At 40.8% G+C, this 16,495-nt stretch carries 14 protein-coding genes and 1 tRNA gene; 8 read left to right on the top strand and 7 right to left on the bottom strand.

Features of this window, described 5'->3' with window-relative positions:
• The first annotated feature begins 129 nt into the window (after positions 1–129).
• Positions 130–2,421: a 1,4-alpha-glucan branching enzyme gene (gene glgB / locus G1O98_RS07770; protein WP_163928193.1), complete on the top strand. Its 2,292-nt coding sequence runs from the start codon at positions 130–132 to the stop codon at positions 2,419–2,421.
• Between the two features lie 107 nt (positions 2,422–2,528).
• Here the strand turns inward: glgB and leuD are convergent, their stop codons facing one another.
• Both leuD and leuC read right to left on the bottom strand, forming a co-directional pair.
• The gene (leuD, locus tag G1O98_RS07765) at positions 2,529–3,137 is read right to left on the bottom strand and encodes a 3-isopropylmalate dehydratase small subunit (RefSeq protein ID WP_163928191.1); all 609 of its coding nucleotides are present in this window, start codon (positions 3,135–3,137) and stop codon (positions 2,529–2,531) included.
• A gap of 112 nt (positions 3,138–3,249) precedes the next feature.
• The gene (gene leuC / locus G1O98_RS07760) at positions 3,250–4,653 is read right to left on the bottom strand and encodes a 3-isopropylmalate dehydratase large subunit (protein ID WP_163928189.1); all 1,404 of its coding nucleotides are present in this window, start codon (positions 4,651–4,653) and stop codon (positions 3,250–3,252) included.
• 652 nt (positions 4,654–5,305) lie between these two features.
• Between leuC and G1O98_RS07755 the strand changes: the two genes are divergently transcribed.
• The 4 genes from G1O98_RS07755 (at position 5,306) to G1O98_RS07740 (ending at position 9,907) form a co-directional block, all read left to right on the top strand.
• The gene (locus tag G1O98_RS07755; RefSeq protein WP_012406985.1) at positions 5,306–5,578 is read left to right on the top strand and encodes a GlsB/YeaQ/YmgE family stress response membrane protein; all 273 of its coding nucleotides are present in this window, start codon (positions 5,306–5,308) and stop codon (positions 5,576–5,578) included.
• Between the two features lie 509 nt (positions 5,579–6,087).
• Complete coding sequence (locus G1O98_RS07750) at positions 6,088–7,770, top strand: DUF262 domain-containing protein (protein WP_163928187.1); 1,683 nt, start codon at positions 6,088–6,090, stop codon at positions 7,768–7,770.
• 254 nt (positions 7,771–8,024) lie between these two features.
• Positions 8,025–8,855 carry a metallophosphoesterase gene (locus G1O98_RS07745; protein WP_163928186.1) on the top strand — a complete coding sequence of 277 codons (831 nt, stop codon included), beginning with the start codon at positions 8,025–8,027 and terminating at the stop codon, positions 8,853–8,855.
• Between the two features lie 218 nt (positions 8,856–9,073).
• Positions 9,074–9,907, top strand: coding sequence for a metallophosphoesterase (locus G1O98_RS07740; RefSeq protein WP_163928184.1), 834 nt, complete (start codon positions 9,074–9,076; stop codon positions 9,905–9,907).
• A gap of 602 nt (positions 9,908–10,509) precedes the next feature.
• Here G1O98_RS07740 and G1O98_RS07735 read toward each other — a convergent pair.
• The 3 genes from G1O98_RS07735 to G1O98_RS07725 form a co-directional block, all read right to left on the bottom strand.
• Entirely contained in the window at positions 10,510–11,235 is a 726-nt protein-coding gene (locus G1O98_RS07735; protein WP_163928182.1) for a hypothetical protein, read from the bottom strand.
• A 295-nt stretch (positions 11,236–11,530) separates the two neighbouring features.
• The gene (locus G1O98_RS07730) at positions 11,531–12,082 is read right to left on the bottom strand and encodes a tetratricopeptide repeat protein (RefSeq protein ID WP_243458375.1); all 552 of its coding nucleotides are present in this window, start codon (positions 12,080–12,082) and stop codon (positions 11,531–11,533) included.
• A gap of 117 nt (positions 12,083–12,199) precedes the next feature.
• Positions 12,200–12,829, bottom strand: coding sequence for a DnaJ domain-containing protein (locus G1O98_RS07725; protein WP_163928180.1), 630 nt, complete (start codon positions 12,827–12,829; stop codon positions 12,200–12,202).
• Positions 12,830–12,862: 33 nt separating this feature from the next.
• Between G1O98_RS07725 and G1O98_RS07720 the strand changes: the two genes are divergently transcribed.
• Positions 12,863–13,960, top strand: coding sequence for a tocopherol cyclase family protein (locus tag G1O98_RS07720; protein ID WP_163928179.1), 1,098 nt, complete (start codon positions 12,863–12,865; stop codon positions 13,958–13,960).
• Between the two features lie 33 nt (positions 13,961–13,993).
• A tRNA-Arg gene (locus G1O98_RS07715) sits at positions 13,994–14,067 on the top strand.
• Positions 14,068–14,306: 239 nt separating this feature from the next.
• Here G1O98_RS07715 and G1O98_RS07710 read toward each other — a convergent pair.
• Both G1O98_RS07710 and G1O98_RS07705 read right to left on the bottom strand, forming a co-directional pair.
• Complete coding sequence (locus G1O98_RS07710) at positions 14,307–14,930, bottom strand: Uma2 family endonuclease (RefSeq protein ID WP_163928177.1); 624 nt, start codon at positions 14,928–14,930, stop codon at positions 14,307–14,309.
• A 72-nt stretch (positions 14,931–15,002) separates the two neighbouring features.
• Complete coding sequence (locus G1O98_RS07705) at positions 15,003–15,935, bottom strand: hypothetical protein (protein WP_163928175.1); 933 nt, start codon at positions 15,933–15,935, stop codon at positions 15,003–15,005.
• Positions 15,936–16,119: 184 nt separating this feature from the next.
• On the opposite strand from G1O98_RS07705, the gene G1O98_RS07700 reads away from it, so the two are divergent.
• Positions 16,120–16,455, top strand: coding sequence for a hypothetical protein (locus G1O98_RS07700; RefSeq protein WP_163928173.1), 336 nt, complete (start codon positions 16,120–16,122; stop codon positions 16,453–16,455).
• The last annotated feature ends 40 nt before the right edge of the window (positions 16,456–16,495 follow it).

Genomic DNA, 16,495 nt, shown 5'->3' with positions numbered 1-16,495 from the left:
CCCCATTCCCCATTCCCCATTCTGATGTACGATAACGGTGGCGACAAAATTGCAAATAAATGTAAAGAATATATATAGATATTAAAAAAGTAGATTTAGTCAATCACGTTATTTCACTTAGGTAGCTTCATGTCCATGACCACGATCGCCCCTGAACAGGTTAACAGCATCGTTTGGAATCAGCATAACGATCCCTTTGAAATACTAGGTTCTCATCCCATAGAACAAGACGGCAAAACTGTCTGGGCTGTGCGGGCCTACTTACCAAATGCAAGTGCAGTATGGGTCGTTCTTCCTGAACAACGGAAAGAATACCCAATGCAAACAGTGCATCATCCTCACTTTTTTGAATGCACTATTGAAACCGCAGAACTGGCAAACTACCAGTTACGGATTAAAGAAGGGGAACATGAGCGTGTTACTTATGATCCTTACGCCTTCCGTTCTCCTAATTTGACAGATTTTGATTTGCATTTGTTTAGTGAAGGCAACCATCACCGAATATACGAAAAACTGGGAGCGCACACCACGGAAATAGGCGGCGTTAAGGGCGTTTATTTTGCAGTTTGGGCACCCAATGCTCGCAACGTTTCATTGTTGGGAGATTTCAACCTCTGGGATGGGCGCAAACACCAAATGCGTAAAGGGCCAACCGGGGTTTGGGAATTGTTTATTCCTGAAATCGGTGTGGGAGAGCATTACAAATATGAAATCAAAAATTTTGAAGGACACATTTACGAAAAATCCGATCCCTACGGTTTCCAGCAAGAACCCCGCCCGAAAACGGCATCTATTGTCACTGATTTAGATGCTTACAGTTGGGATGACGAAAGCTGGATGGAAAAGCGGCGGCACACTGACCCCCTTACCCAGCCCGTCTCAGTTTATGAAGTGCATTTAGGGTCTTGGTTACACGCTTCGAGTGCCGAACCGGCTAAACTGCCAAATGGTGAAACTGAACCAGTAGTTATCGTTTCGGAACTTAAGCCGGGCGCACGTTTCCTTACCTATCGGGAACTAGCTGACCGACTGATTCCTTATGTCAAAGAATTGGGATACACCCATATAGAAATGTTGCCCATTGCGGAGCATCCCTTTGATGGTTCTTGGGGTTATCAAGTAACTGGGTACTATGCCCCTACTTCTCGTTTTGGCACCCCCGAAGATTTCATGTATTTTGTTGACAAATGTCACCAAAATGATATAGGGGTAATTGTGGATTGGGTTCCGGGTCACTTCCCCAAAGATGGACATGGTTTAGCTTTCTTTGATGGTAGCCATCTCTACGAACACGCTGACCCCCGCAAAGGTGAACACAAAGAATGGGGTACTTTGGTGTTCAATTATGGTCGCCATGAAGTTAGTAATTTCCTAGCAGCTAATGCCCTCTTCTGGTTCGACAAGTATCACATTGACGGGATTCGTGTGGATGCTGTTGCCTCAATGCTCTATAACGACTATTGTCGCAAACCAGGAGAATGGTTGCCCAACCAGTACGGCGGCAGAGAAAACCTAGAAGCAGCAGATTTTCTGCGTCAGGTTAATCACATTATCTTTAGTTATTTCCCCGGTATTCTCTCAATTGCTGAAGAATCTACTTCCTGGCCAATGGTATCTTGGCCCACCTACACAGGCGGACTGGGCTTTAACTTGAAATGGAATATGGGCTGGATGCACGATATGCTGGATTACTTCAGCATGGACCCTTGGTTCCGCCAGTTCCACCAAAACAATATCACCTTTAGTATGTGGTACAACCACAGTGAGAACTTCATGCTGGCTCTATCCCACGATGAAGTGGTGCATGGCAAGAGCAATATCATCGGTAAAATGCCGGGGGATACATGGCAGAAGTTAGCTAATATCCGTTGTTTATTTAGCTATATGTTTGCTCACCCAGGTAAGAAAACCATGTTTATGAGTATGGAGTTTGGGCAGTGGAGTGAGTGGAATGCTTGGGCAGATTTGGAGTGGCATTTATTGCAGCATGAAGCCCACCAACAGTTAAAAACGTTTTTCCGGGAATTGAACCATCTCTACCGTTCTGAGCCTGTTTTGTACACCCAGGATTTTGCTGAACCGGGGTTTGAGTGGATTGATTGTAGTGATAATCGCCATAGTGTAGTTTCCTTCATCCGTCGTGACAAGGATTCTGATGATTTTGTGATCGTGGTTTGCAATTTTACACCGCAACCCCATTCTCACTACCGCATCGGTGTACCGCAAAAGGGATTTTATACTGAGTTATTCAATAGTGATGCACGCCAATATGGCGGCAGTAACATGGGTAACTTAGGCGGGAAGTGGACGGATGATTGGTCTTTGCACAGTCGTCCCTGTTCGCTAGATTTGTGTTTGCCACCTTTAGGTGTGTTGATTCTCAAGTTAGATAAGAAGAAGACTGCTGAGGTAATTGGATAACAATTTTGGGTGGGCGATGCCCACCCAATCTTGATGTTTTATCGAGTGGTTATAAAATTTTTGCCATTTTCTCATTCCCTGCCTGACAAGCAGAGAATGAGAGAAAACTAACTTGCTGCTATATTGCCCCAACCTATGTAGGGTAATTTTGCAGCTGTTGTCCGAACTTGGCTAGCATTCGCCACCAATTGACCGCAAGCATCCCAAGTCCCAGAAATAAATGTGCTTCTTGTACCTTCACTGATCGCAACTTGAGCAGTATAATCATCAATTTGCACTTGCAAAGTTTCCAGATTCACTGTTACGGCCGCTTGAGAATTGGCAGCTACTAACTCTTGCAGTTGTTTAACAGTAACAGCGTCGGCTGTCAGACAAGGTATACCCATTGCCACACAGTTACCGAAAAAGATTTCTGCGAAGCTTTCACCTATTAAAGCTTGGATTCCCCATTTTGCGATCGCTTGGGGTGCGTGTTCCCGTGATGAACCACAGCCAAAGTTACGGTTGACTATCAAAATATTTGCGCCTTGATATTGCGGTTGGTCAAAGGCATGTTCACCTTTAAGTGCTGTCCGGTCATCAATAAATGCGCCTTCACCTAAACCATCAAAGGTAACGGCTTTTAAATATCGCGCGGGAATGATGCGATCAGTGTCTATATCATTGCCCACTAAAGGTATACCGCGCCCTGAAACTGTTTTAACTTCACTCACCATAATTTTTATAAGAAACGTAGACACGAAGTGGCTTCCCGCAGGGTACCGCAAAAAACGCAAAGGACACAAAGAAAGAAAAGTTTAAGAGATTTCTCTATATTAGGAAGTGGGGTTACAGTAACTCGCGCACATCAGAGACTTCGCCTTTAATCGCAGCTGTGGCAACCATCGCCGGACTCATTAACAATGTCCGACCAGAAGAGGAACCTTGTCTGCCTTTAAAGTTGCGGTTGGAGGAAGAGGCGCTGATTTGTCTTCCTTGCAGCTTATCGGGGTTCATGGCCAGACACATGGAACATCCCGGTTCACGCCATTCAAATCCAGCTTCCTGAAAGATTTTATCCAGTCCTTCAGTTTCCGCCTCTTGTTTTACCCTTTCAGAACCGGGGACAACAAAGGCTTTGATTCCCTCTGCAACATGGCGACCTTTGGCGATTTTCGCCGCTTCCCGTAAATCACTAATTCTGCCGTTGGTGCAACTACCAATAAAGCAGACATCTATTTTGGTACCCTTGATGGGTTGACCGGGATATAAATCCATGTAGCGGTAAGCTTCTTCGGCAATAAATCGGTCTTCTTCGAGCAGTTCTTCTGGTTGAGGCACTAACTGGTTGACACCGATACCTTGACCAGGAGTAATCCCCCAGGTGACAGTGGGAGAAATTTCAGCAGCGTCGAATACGACTACATCATCGTACTGGGCATTAGCATCGCTCTTGATGGAATCCCACCAAGCCACTGCTTTATCCCAATCTGCATTTTTGGGAGCAAAATCTCTGTCTTTGAGGTAATCGTAGGTGACTTGATCTGGATTGACATAGCCGCATCTAGCACCGCCTTCGATCGCCATATTGCAGACAGTCATCCTCTCTTCCATATTCATTTGTTCAAATGTCGTACCTGCAAATTCGTAGCCATAACCCACACCACCTTTAACGCCAAGGGTGCGGATGATATGCAGTATGACATCTTTGGCGTAAACTCCTGGGTTCAGGTTGCCGTTAACTTCAATTTTGCGGACTTTTAGTTTTGAGAGAGCGAGGGTTTGGGAAGCGAGAACATCCCGGACTTGACTAGTACCGATACCAAATGCGATCGCACCAAATGCCCCATGACTGGAAGTATGGCTATCTCCACAAGCGATCGTCATTCCTGGTTGAGTCAGTCCGAGTTCTGGAGCGATGACATGAACTATACCCTGACTACCAGAACCGATGTTGTAAAAAGTTATATTATTTTCTTGGCAGTTATTTTCGAGCGCCTGAATCATCTCCTCTGCCAAACTATCAACAAAAGGACGTGCCTGATTTTCTGTCGGCACAATATGATCGACTGTGGCAACAGTCCGCTCTGGAAACAGTACTTTTAGACCCCTCTCGCGTAACATAGCAAAGGCCTGGGGACTGGTGACTTCATGAATTAGGTGAAGCCCGATAAATAGTTGCGTCAGCCCAGAGGGAAGTGTACCAACGGTGTGTAAGTCCCAAACTTTATCAAACAGGGTACCTTTGCTCATACGTAAATTAATATTTCAAGAGTCCGGTCTTAAATAGTATCAAAAAATAGTCTAATTTTTTCTAGATCGCTTCATAATATTAGTGACATTTTTGCACTCTTATTCCTCTGTGTCGCGCCAGATGCGACAACGGGAAGGCAGTCCGTTTCCTTTGGGTAGGCAATGTCCGCTTTTAGTCTTCCGTAACTCATCCGTAAGTCCTAACTAATATTTAAAGCCTCCATCCCGAAGAGATGCGATGTTACGGGTATCCTGGTGATGCCCAGTGTGGAATGCTGGTAATAAAGTTGCTAAAACTACGCTTGTAGTAGAAATTGCCTGATTTTGCTCCTTTACATTACTTTAGAGACAGTGTTTGAAAACTCAGCTTAATTCTTCTAGTAGAGGAGAGAGCTAATTAAAAAGCCATATACTGCAATTACCAAGCAATAGTTTGATCGGCTCCTAATTAAAGACCTATTAGGAGCTTTTTTTAATTGATATTTTTTAAGTGATTATCTACCTGTAGGGGCGGTATATATAGAAAATCGTAGTTGCAATTAAACTATTCCTTATGGATATTAATTATTGATTCTGATGGTAGATGGATTCAAAAGATCAAGATTGATAATATGTATTCGTTGAGTAAAAAACCTTTACCGAATTAATAACAATGAATATTCTTGCTTGGATTGTTTTAGGTCTAATTGCTGGTGCGATCGCTAAAGCTATCTACCCCGGTCATCAAGGTGGCGGTATTCTAGGAACAATTTTATTAGGAATTATCGGCGCGTTTGTTGGTGGTAGTCTTGGAGTGTTTTTCAGTACAGGAACGTTAAGTTTAGCAGCACCGACTCTCAGCATTCCGGGTATTGCAGTAGCAGTTCTTGGTGCAATCGTTGCAGTTTTCCTGTGGAATCTATTAACAAATCGCAGTGCGGTATAGAAGCATAATTGCTGACAATAACTGAAGGTAATTTAGCAAATTTATTTAACTATCGTGAATTAAATCAAAAAAATAGCACTAGCCTAATCATAGGTTGGTGCTATTTTTTAACTTTTAATCAATCAAAATTTGTAAGAATTTAATGGTGTGCGATCGCTGTTAGCATCGCATATTAGAGACTTGCTATTCAAAAAAATATGCTGTTTTGTAGGCGAGCCAGTGCATTACGCTGAAGCAATCCGCACAAGAGGCAGGTTTCGCCCCTGAGAAACTGCTATTAGCGTAATGCTTTTCCGCCACTAATCCCCGTCACCCGGTTTAGACAAAAAAGAAACACCTATAAAATAGCCTCAAATCTATATACAGATAGGGTTTAACATCATTTTGTTTGGTTTTTTGATATATCCAGGTTCGATAAAAAAATTATATGCATTCAAATATTACTGTTTTTAGTGGGAAAACTAAGTTTATTCGAAGTGCAATCTACTACACCACTAACGCAGGTATATATGAGCGCGGTTAAACTTCAGGCTAATGATTGTCCTATCTCTAAAATATTTAGCAACGATTTTATCTTCACTATTCCTTTATATCAGCGCCCCTATGCCTGGACAACGGAGCAAGCAGGAGAACTGCTTGAAGATTTGGTCACTGCGTTGGGAGATAGTGACGATAAAATTGATGATATAAACCCGTATTTTTTAGGAAATATTGTACTCATCAAAGGAGATAAACCAGATGCCCAAGTCGTGGATGGTCAACAGCGTTTGACTACACTTACTGTATTGCTGGCTGCTTTACGGGCATCAGTTTCCAAAGAAAACATACATATATTAACAAAATATCTTTATCAAGAAGATGATTTTGATCCTAATGATAACGTTTATCGTTTGACTGTGCGTGAGCGAGATGCACAGTTTTTCAAGGAATATATTCAGGATGAAGGCGGTATTGATAAGCTGAAAAATTTACATACTGCTAAACTATCAGATAGTCGTAAAAATTTCAAAGAAAATACATTATTGTTTGTAAAACGCTTACAAAGCTTTACTAATAGTCAGCTTCTACGGCTTACTCAATTTATCCTTAAAAGATGTTTCTTAGTAGTAGTTTCTACTCCAGATATTGATTCTGCATACAGAATATTTTCTGTCATTAATAATCGAGGCATGGATTTGTCTCATGCTGATATTTTGAAAGCAGAAATTATCGGCAAGATTTCCCTTGAACAGCAGGAAAAATACAGTGCTAAGTGGGAAGAAATGGAAGAGAGACTAGGACGTGATATATTCAAGAGCCTATTTTCTCACATCAGAATGATTCATGTAAAATCCAAGCCGCGTGAAAGTATACTTAAGGAATTCCTGAATGACATTAAACCAATTAATACACCTCAACAGTTAATTGATAAAATACTAATTCCTTATGCTGAGGCTTTTTATGAGATTAATAATCTAGCCTATCACAGTGATATCTTAGGAGAAGAAGTAAATCAAAAGTTTAGATGGTTACACTTGATTGATAATTCTGATTGGATACCTCCAGCTATTTTATATCTCTCTCGCAATTACAATAATCCTGAATTGTTATTACGGTTTTTTACAGATTTAGATCGCCTAGCTTCAGGTCTAATGATTCAACGGAATAATATTAATGAACGCATAGAACGTTACGGCAAATTACTATATTCTATCGAGATTGGAGAAGATTTGTACGTACCTGATTCACCTCTGCAACTGAAACCTGAAGAACAGGCACGTATTATCAAAATCCTAAATGATGACCTTTATTTAATTAGAAAAATTCGACTTTATGTTTTACTACGTTTAGATGCTGCACTCTCAGAAGGAAAAGCTTCATATAACTTCTGTAATATTAGTGTTGAGCATGTACTACCTCAAAATCCAACTTCTGATAGTATGTGGGTACAATCATTTGCTAGCCAGGAAGAACGTGATAAATATGTCCATCGTATGGGAAATTTAGTCTTACTCTCTTCCTCGAAAAACGCTCAAGCGCAAAACTATGACTTTGACCTGAAAAAGCAGAAGTATTTCACAACAAAATCAGGCATTTGTAATTTTGCGCTAACGACACAAGTGTTAATGGAAAAAGAATGGACACCTGAAGTTATCAACAAGCGGCAGCAACAGCTAATTCATCAGCTAAAAGAAGTTTGGCGTTTACAGTAGTAGGTTGGCTAGGTGTGTAGATGCGTAGCTACCCATAGAGGTACGATGACCTAAATCTACGCACTTACAATCTAAAAAAGTAGTATTTTTGACAAAAATTGGTTAGTAAATTAATTTTTGATTTAAATAAGTATAAATACGTTCAAATCTACAGATTTTATGAAATTTTCAATAAGTTGCACTCGTCATTACACACAAAACGATGATGTTTCGTTAAGCTGTAAGCGCTATGATTAGAGTTTATTGAACGTCTTATGCACTGGTTATTATCTGGGCCGTTGAGTAGAGAAGAATTGACGGTTAAGATTGTAGGGTTGCCTGCATCATTACAAGGTAAGAAGCTGGTGCAGTTGTCAGATTTTCATTACGATGGTTTGCGGCTGTCGGAAGAGATGCTAGAAAAAGCGATCGCAGTTACTAATGAAGCTAAAGCAGATTTAATTTTATTAACTGGTGACTACGTAACTGACGATCCAGCACCGATTCACCAACTGATACTTAGACTCAAACATCTGCAAAGTCACAGTGGTATCTATGCTATTCTTGGCAATCACGATATACATTACAAAAACGCAAAAACAGAAGTTACCGATGCCTTTACTAGCATTGGAATTCACGTCCTTTGGAACGAAATTGCCTATCCACTAGGAAAAGAATTACCATTGGTCGGACTAGCTGATTATTGGTCGCGGGAATTCTACCCTGCACCCGTGATGAATCAACTAAATCCCGACACACCACGCATCGTTTTATCCCACAACCCAGATACTGCAGAAATACTGCAAGCATGGCGAGTTGACTTACAATTATCTGGTCATACTCACGGTGGTCAAATCGTGATTCCCGGAATTGGCCCTGCAATGTTTTTTTATGAAAAGCTTGCAAAAAAAATACCTAAAAAAGTGCAGCGTCGATTTCCATTGTTGCAAGAAAATGTTTCTGTAGTCAGACATTGGGAATGGGCACAGGGTTTCCATCAGCTGGGAAAAAATCAGCTATATGTCAATCGTGGTTTGGGAACTTACCTCCCAGGACGCTTATTTTGCCGCCCGGAAGTTACTATAATCACGCTACAGGGTGAGTAAGTAATCCAAATGTCTAAATTCCAGAATGGAATCACAGCAGGTATTCTGGCTAATCAGTACCTGTAGATTTGAGTGAGTCCTGCTTAGTTTAGTCTCAGGATTTAAATCAATTCGTTAATTTTATCTTGAGTATGTGACATAAATTATTGCAGTTTCTCAAGTTACATTTTGATTTTTGGTAAGCTGTAAGCGCTGGTATGAGGAGTATCGGTTGCCTTATGCATTGGTTGTTTACGGGACATTTAAGAGTAGATAAAATCACGGTTAAGATTGCGGAACTTCCAGCATCTTTACAAGGTACAACGCTAGTGCAGTTGTCAGATTTTCACTACGATGGTTTGCGCTTGTCAGAAGAAATGTTAGAAAAAGCGATCGCACTTACTAACGAAGCCGAACCGGATTTGATTCTATTAACTGGTGACTATGTAACTGATGATCCGACACCAATTCACCAATTGGTGCATCGACTCAAACATTTGCAAAGTCGCTGTGGTATCTACGCTGTACTGGGTAATCATGATATCTACTACAGTCATTCAAAAGCAGAAGTTACACAGGCTTTAACTAGCATTGGGGTGCATGTGCTTTGGAATGAAATCGCCTATCCACTAGGAAAAGAATTAGCATTTGTAGGACTAGCTGATTATTGGTCGCGGGAATTCTACCCTGCACCTGTGATGAATCAACTAGACTCTGTTACACCCCGCATCGTTTTATCCCATAATCCAGATACAGCCAAGATACTGCAACAATGGCGTGTAGATTTGCAACTATCGGGTCATACCCACGGCGGTCACATCGTAATCCCTGGCATTGGCCCTTTAGTATTCCATTATAAAAAGCTACTCAAAAAAATTCCCAGAAAATTAAGGTGTTGGGTAACGTTTTTACTAGGAGACTGTTCTAAAGTCGTCCGGTATTGGGAGTGGGCGCAAGGGTTTCACAAGGTGCAAGAAAATCAACTATATGTTAACCGGGGTTTAGGAACTTATAAACCAGGACGTTTATTTTGTCCGCCAGAAGTGACTGTAATTACCTTAGTTAGTCATTAGTCATTAGTCATTGGTCATTGGTCTAAATAACCCTCTCCTAAGAAGAGAAGAGATAAATAACAAAGGACAAAGGACAAAGGACAAAGGACAAAGGACAAAAATACATAACACTCAAAGCAGAAACCGCCGGAAGCTACGATGGATAAATATCAGCAGCTTGGGGCGGTTTCTTGAAGATTAGAGAATTCAGAAGTAAGTAACTCAACTAAGGTGGACAGTATTCGCGATCGCTATACTCAGAATTGCACATCCTAACATTCCAACTAGGCAGGCATTTTCTGGCAGTGCGTTTTCAAACCTCCAAAAGAACTCATTGAACTTAAACCAAAACACATTCAATGGATGTTACAACTCCAGAGCGATCGCAAGAATATTAGAGCAGGAGGCACAGGCTCTAACTTGAAAGTTTTGATTAACTTTTAACCTGTTTGTACCTTGCTCTTAATCTAGCATGGTGTTTGTTTAGCTACAAGATACGTTTACCAAACTTGAACACCATTAATTTATCGCAACAATTCCGAAATCTTTCTTAAGAATATCCCACTTGTTAGATGTTGGCGTTAATGCCAGCATTATCAAGTGGGCTAGAAGTTCAGAAGCCGTTATTGAGCAGAGCCGCCTGTTGTAGCATCATTTGCGGTAGAAGAACCATTATTAGATGTACTGTTTGACTGGTCTACTCCTTGAGGTGGAATGGTTTTAGAGGTATCGCCTTTCGTACCTGGAGTGGAAGTAGGAGTATTAGTAGTTGGACTCGTCGCTGGACTTTGTGTTGCTTTCGGGGCTGGCTGAGTTACAGAAGGTGCTTTTTCTGCCGCAGACTGTTGGGGTGGAATAGTAATGTTAATATCCGGTTGGCGAGGTGCAGATGGAGGTGTAACCTGCTGTTGTGGAACAGGGACAGGAACAGGTACTTCTCTAATTCTTTCGATTATCTTCGTTTGTGGTTGAGGAGGAGGAGTTGGACTACTATTACTCGGTACAGGAACCACGACCGGCACAGTAGTGTCAACCGCAGCGTTATTACGTTGGTTGAAGTACCAGACCCCACCTATAATCAAACTGACTACAGAAGTAACAATAATACCCAACAGCAAACCACGGCTAGCATTTTCATTGTCACGCTCGGCTAAATCAGCTTGTTGGTAACTACGCTCGGTATTTCGACCTTGTACGTAACCGTTAGTGTAAGAGTTAGGATTAGCTGTACTGTTCTTGACTGTTTCTGTAGTTCGCGTCAAGTCAGTGTGAATATTACCATTAGTATCAGTGTAAGATTCTTGCTTAATTTCACTGTTTTTGCTTTCGCGTTCATTGGGAATAGACATAACTATTGATTTCACTCCTCGATATGATATTGACAAACTAAAGCTTTGTAAGAGAAAGAGGTTTTAATGAGTTTAAAAATCTATGTTGCTGATAAATATTGAGTTTTATTTATTACCCAACTGTTGGTTAATGCCAGAATAACCTCTGAGATCGGACAAGTGGCTCTATCTATAGGAAGTTAATACTTTATCTAGAGAAAGAGTATCCCAAAGATGGATGTTATTAAACTGTCAGATGATGGATTGATAAAAAATCTAGTAAATTACTGAAATCATCTAAATTTTTAATTTGTGTTTAGATATCGCATCGCCAAAGTTTAATTGTCATATCTCGACTACCACTAGCTAGGGTTTTGCTATCGGGACTGAAAGCGACGGAGTTAACCCAATCAGAATGGTTATTCAAAGTGTAAAGTTCTTGTCCCGTGTTAACATCCCATAGCTTTACACTGTGATCTGCACTGTAGTTAGGGTTGAGACGAATCGCTTGGGTAAAGTCTTCAATTGCTTCAGTATATTTTCCTTTTTGAGCTTTCTCCATCCCCAGTTTGTAGAAACTTTCAGCATTAGATGGAGTGAAATCAATTTTGATAGAAGTGGAAGCAGATTGATTTGTCTCATCTGGCTGATAAGACTTTAACCTTGCATAGGCTTGATTGATTTCTTTAATTTTTTCTTCCGCTTCTAACTTTTGCTGCGGTTCAATAAAACAATCTGGATGCCAAGTTTTAGCCATCTGACGGTAAGCTTGCTTGACCTCATCAACAGATGCACCTGGTTTCAACCCAAGAATATTGTAAACATGATTTATATCAAAGCGTAGACGTTTCGGCTTGTCGTTAGACATCACTCATACTAGAAAATCAGCAGCAAATCCAACTCTACTTAGTATTACCTGGTACAGGTAATATCTAACTCAAGATACGGTGTCGCCGTCTGAAGCGTCTTAAACTATATTCGCTTCTCATCTCCAACGCCGATTTAGCCGCAATATCTTTTTAATCCCCTGACAAAATCTTTCTAGCAGAGGTCTAGGTTTGGATACATATCTAGGCGATCGCACTCTTCTTGTAGCACCAGGATTTTTTAACCCTTGTTCTATTTGTGCAGCTTTATTCAAATCTGAAGCGGCTCTATATTCGTATCCAAGTTGGGAGCAAACTAGCCCACGATATTTATATGCGTCAACATAGTGAGGATTAAGACGAATTGCATGGGTAAAATCTGCGATCGCATCCTCATATCTTCCTTCCGTGGCATTCTCTACGCCTAAAGTATAGAAAGCTTCTGCATCCCAACGATTGACAGATATTTTTGTGGGATTTTTAGGCGAAGATGAAGAGGGATTTTCTGAAATGGGAGGCTCGGATGAACTTTCTGATTTGAGCTTGTTGTAAGCTACGTTAATTAATTTGATTTTTTCCTCAGCTTCCTGTTTTTGCTTTGGATCGAAAAAGCGATCAGGATGCCAAATTTTTACCAGTTTACGGTAAGTTCGCTTCACCTGTGCTTGAGACGCACCGGGTTCTAGCCCAAGAATTTCATAAGCATCATTGATATCGAAGCGTAGACGTTTCGGCTTGTCGTTAGACATCGCGCATACTGAAAAAATCGGCAACTACATACTATGTTAACTATTCCCCTCAATTTCCTCCAATCAACCCAAACGCCCCATTCTGGTTATCACTGGGATGGCGGTAGTCGCCGCTTTTTTGAAGGTTGGTATTACCGCGTCACTTTACCGGAAATTGGGCAAACATTCGCCTTTATGTACTCCATCGAAGACCCCATCGGCGGTAAATCCCACAGTGGCGGTGCAGCCCAAGTTCTCGGCCCGGATGATGAGTATTTATGCCGTACTTTTCCTGATGTGAAGAAATTTTGGGGTAGTCGGGATGTTTTGGGTTTAGGCCATTGGGGTAAAACAGATTTACAAATTGCTCCTCTGTACCTTTTAGCAGCAGAGTTTGAGCATCATGTTCAAGAAGGATATCAAGCCACAGCCAACTTGAATCAGGGAATAATTAGCGAACCTGCAACCAATAATTATTGCCGTTGGGAGTATGAAATTCAACCAGTATACGGTTGGGGTAATAAAAATAGCATTCAGCAATCAACCGCCGGCTGGCTGTCATTCTCACAGATTTTTGAACCTGGATGGCAGATTTTGATGGCTCACGGTTTAGCCAGTGGAAAAATTGACTGGAATGGCAAAATCTACGAATTCACTAACGCCCCAGCTTATGGAGAGAAAAATTGGGGTGGTGCTTTTCCTCAAAAATGGTTTTGGCTAAATTGTAATTGCTTTGAAGGCGAACCCGACTTAGCATTAACTGCTGGCGGTGGAAGGCGGGGTGTGCTGTGGTGGATGGAATCTGTAGCAATGATTGGGTTGCACTATCAAGGCAAGTTTTATGAATTCGTTCCCTGGAATTCCCAAGTAGATTGGGAAATTCAACCCTGGGGTAGATGGCAAATGAAAGCTACAAATTCTAATTATGAAATTGAATTGACAGGAACCACAGATTTAGCTGGTACACCTCTGCGTGCGCCCACAGAGGATGGTTTAAGATACTGTTGCAAAGACACCATGCAAGGAAAGTTAAATTTAGAGTTACGAGAACTAAATGGGAGAAAATCTAAAGTAATCTTGAAAGCAGAAAGTTTTCTTTGTGGTTTAGAAGTAGGCGGCGGCTCTTGGGATAATGTTTGGCAGTCTCGGTAAAAGTACTGCTATAATTATATATGCTTCATAGTTGGGGTTGTAGCTCAGTTGGATAGAGCGGACGCCTCCTAAGCGTCAGGTCGTGCGTTCGAGCCGCACCAGTCCCGTAACCAAAGAAATCCCTAAGACCTTAACTAATAGCAGGTAATAGGGATTTTATTTTTACCGTAGTAGCTGGAAAAGAGTACTGCATAACAATTTTGCTCACTCATGTCTCCAAAAAATCCCTATTGACACCATATCAATAGTACTGAGTTAAGCCAGCGATCGCTCCTCCAACACTAAGAGTGATCGCGCATTAAACTAGTGACAAGAAGACGACTATAATAAATTTCTTCATTGCTAATCAGCGACTCATTGCAAAAATCTGTTCAGCCGTTAAGGGAATGTTCCCAAACAATCTAGAATCAATTCGATCCTGCCCTCGAAAAATCTTTGGGGGTAAATACTCTCCATCTTCAAGTTGATAGACTGTAATGGTTGGCTGCTTGGGAGAACCAATGAAGCGAATGCCACCAAAAGCAGCATAGTCTACAATGATGTACTCGAAAACGCCCAAGTCCTCATATTCTGCAAGTTTTGTCAAATAGTCGTCCTTCCAGTTGTTGCTAACGACCTCAATGACTCCGGGTGGTGGAATATATGCAGCAGAAGAACTAGAGATAGTTTTCATCCTCTGCCATTCAACTCTTGCAAATATAACAATATCTGCTTTCCGGCTTTTTTCCTTTTCTCCTGGTGCTGCTTTGAGCCGAACCTGCTTAAACTGGCGCGAGATGTAAGGCAGGTCATTTTCTTGGCAGTGATTTTCTAAATAAGCACACAGTCGCTGGATCAAATCCTCATGATTTGCATTTGGTTCTGATAATGGCACGGGAATCCCATCCAATAGCTCAAACTCTCTGCCTGAACCATCATCCCAGGCAAGAAACTCTTCAAAAGTCAGTGGTTGTGTGACGGTTGCGTACATCGCCCTCGCTCTCTTGCTGACGGGTACTTCACTCAATGCTACCAAGATGTACAGCTTTGTCTATGGCTTCAATCATCCCATAGGTTTTGGATGGACACACCTTTCTAAAAGTTTTTGTGTTTTTCCTAACAAATTATATGCAATAATACCTGATGTGATATCACCATCCAGATTATCGTAGAAGTACGAAGAATGAGCATCTTCTGCTCCAACAACCATTGCCATATCTGATTGACCCATATTGTTTAATGTTTTCTCCATCCCGTTTGCATACTGCCACACATAATGATCGCAGAATAATAAATCTGAGCTAATTTCATCTTCTATGGCAGCTTTGAGAGGATAGGCAATTAAGTCAGAGGAATGAATTATATTTACCCATCTTAACTTCTGCAATCCAGCAGTTTCTTCTTTATCAGAATTTTTAAAATAATAATTGATAACCGAGAAATCAATATCTAGCATTTGCTTAAGGAATAAGAGAGGAGAACCCAGTGTCGTAATGCTAGCTAAATTTAATAGATTTAGTTTCTCACGAAAAATAAAAGCTGGATCATCATTGTCCAAAGTATCTGAAAAAATGAGATCCCAAAGAATAAAACTACCTAGAGAATGAGCAATCAAATGAATTTCTTGTTGATCTGAGTGGTCATTTAAGAACTGACTCAGTTGTTCAACAATAGTTTTACGTATTGCTTTACCGCGAACGGGATTTTGATAAATTAAAAAATCACCTAAAAAATTATTGATTATCTCATTTCTTCGTTTTTTGTATCTGTAAATATCATCATACGAACTTTTATATTCTTTATGGTGTTCACAAACTCTAGAAAAATCTTTTTCGATACATCCAATAGTTTGATGTTTCTTATTGTTGAATAAGTTTCCCCAAAAACTTGAGTAAAAATTTGTAGGGTTTGCTAGTTTTTTGTGGATTTTTTTTATTAGTACGTCAGCATATCTAGAATTCTGAGTGTTGACACCGTGAATAAAGAATACAAGCATACTGATGAATAATTATAGTTATAACTGCTAGAAATTGTATTGTTATAATATTTCCCCACAACCAACGTCAAATCACTACGCAACAGAACAATTGTTATTTGATGTTGAGCCATACAAATTTCGGGGAACACTAAACTTGAAACCCAATGAGTCTGTTATATCAGTATTTACCAGAGGATATAGTATGGATGAATTCGTAAGGAAAGCAGCTGGAATAGGTTTGCCTGCAATTGTACTTCTAATTACGATGGCTACTACAGGTCTTACAGGAGCTGCTGCTATTACAGCAGCTTTAGCAATGTTGGGGCCAGGAGGGATGATTGGTGGTATAGTTCTGCTTGGAATAATAGGCTTGGCAGCTGATATGTTATCTAGGTTTGGTCTAGAGATGTTGTTAATAGCCATCTATAGACAGCGCTTACAAAATGGTGAAACTCGTAATAATATATGCCAAGAAATTAACTGGCTACCTATCTCTGGAGATTTAAGGCGCAGGCTTAGAGAAGAATTTGGGTGCTAATTGCTTTAAGTAAACTATATTTGTTAGTGAGTATCGCCCC

This window comes from Nostoc sp. UIC 10630, from assembly GCF_010747425.1.
In the GTDB taxonomy this organism is placed as follows: Bacteria; Cyanobacteriota; Cyanobacteriia; order Cyanobacteriales; family Nostocaceae; genus Nostoc.
This window is presented reverse-complemented; position numbering and strand designations above follow the sequence as displayed.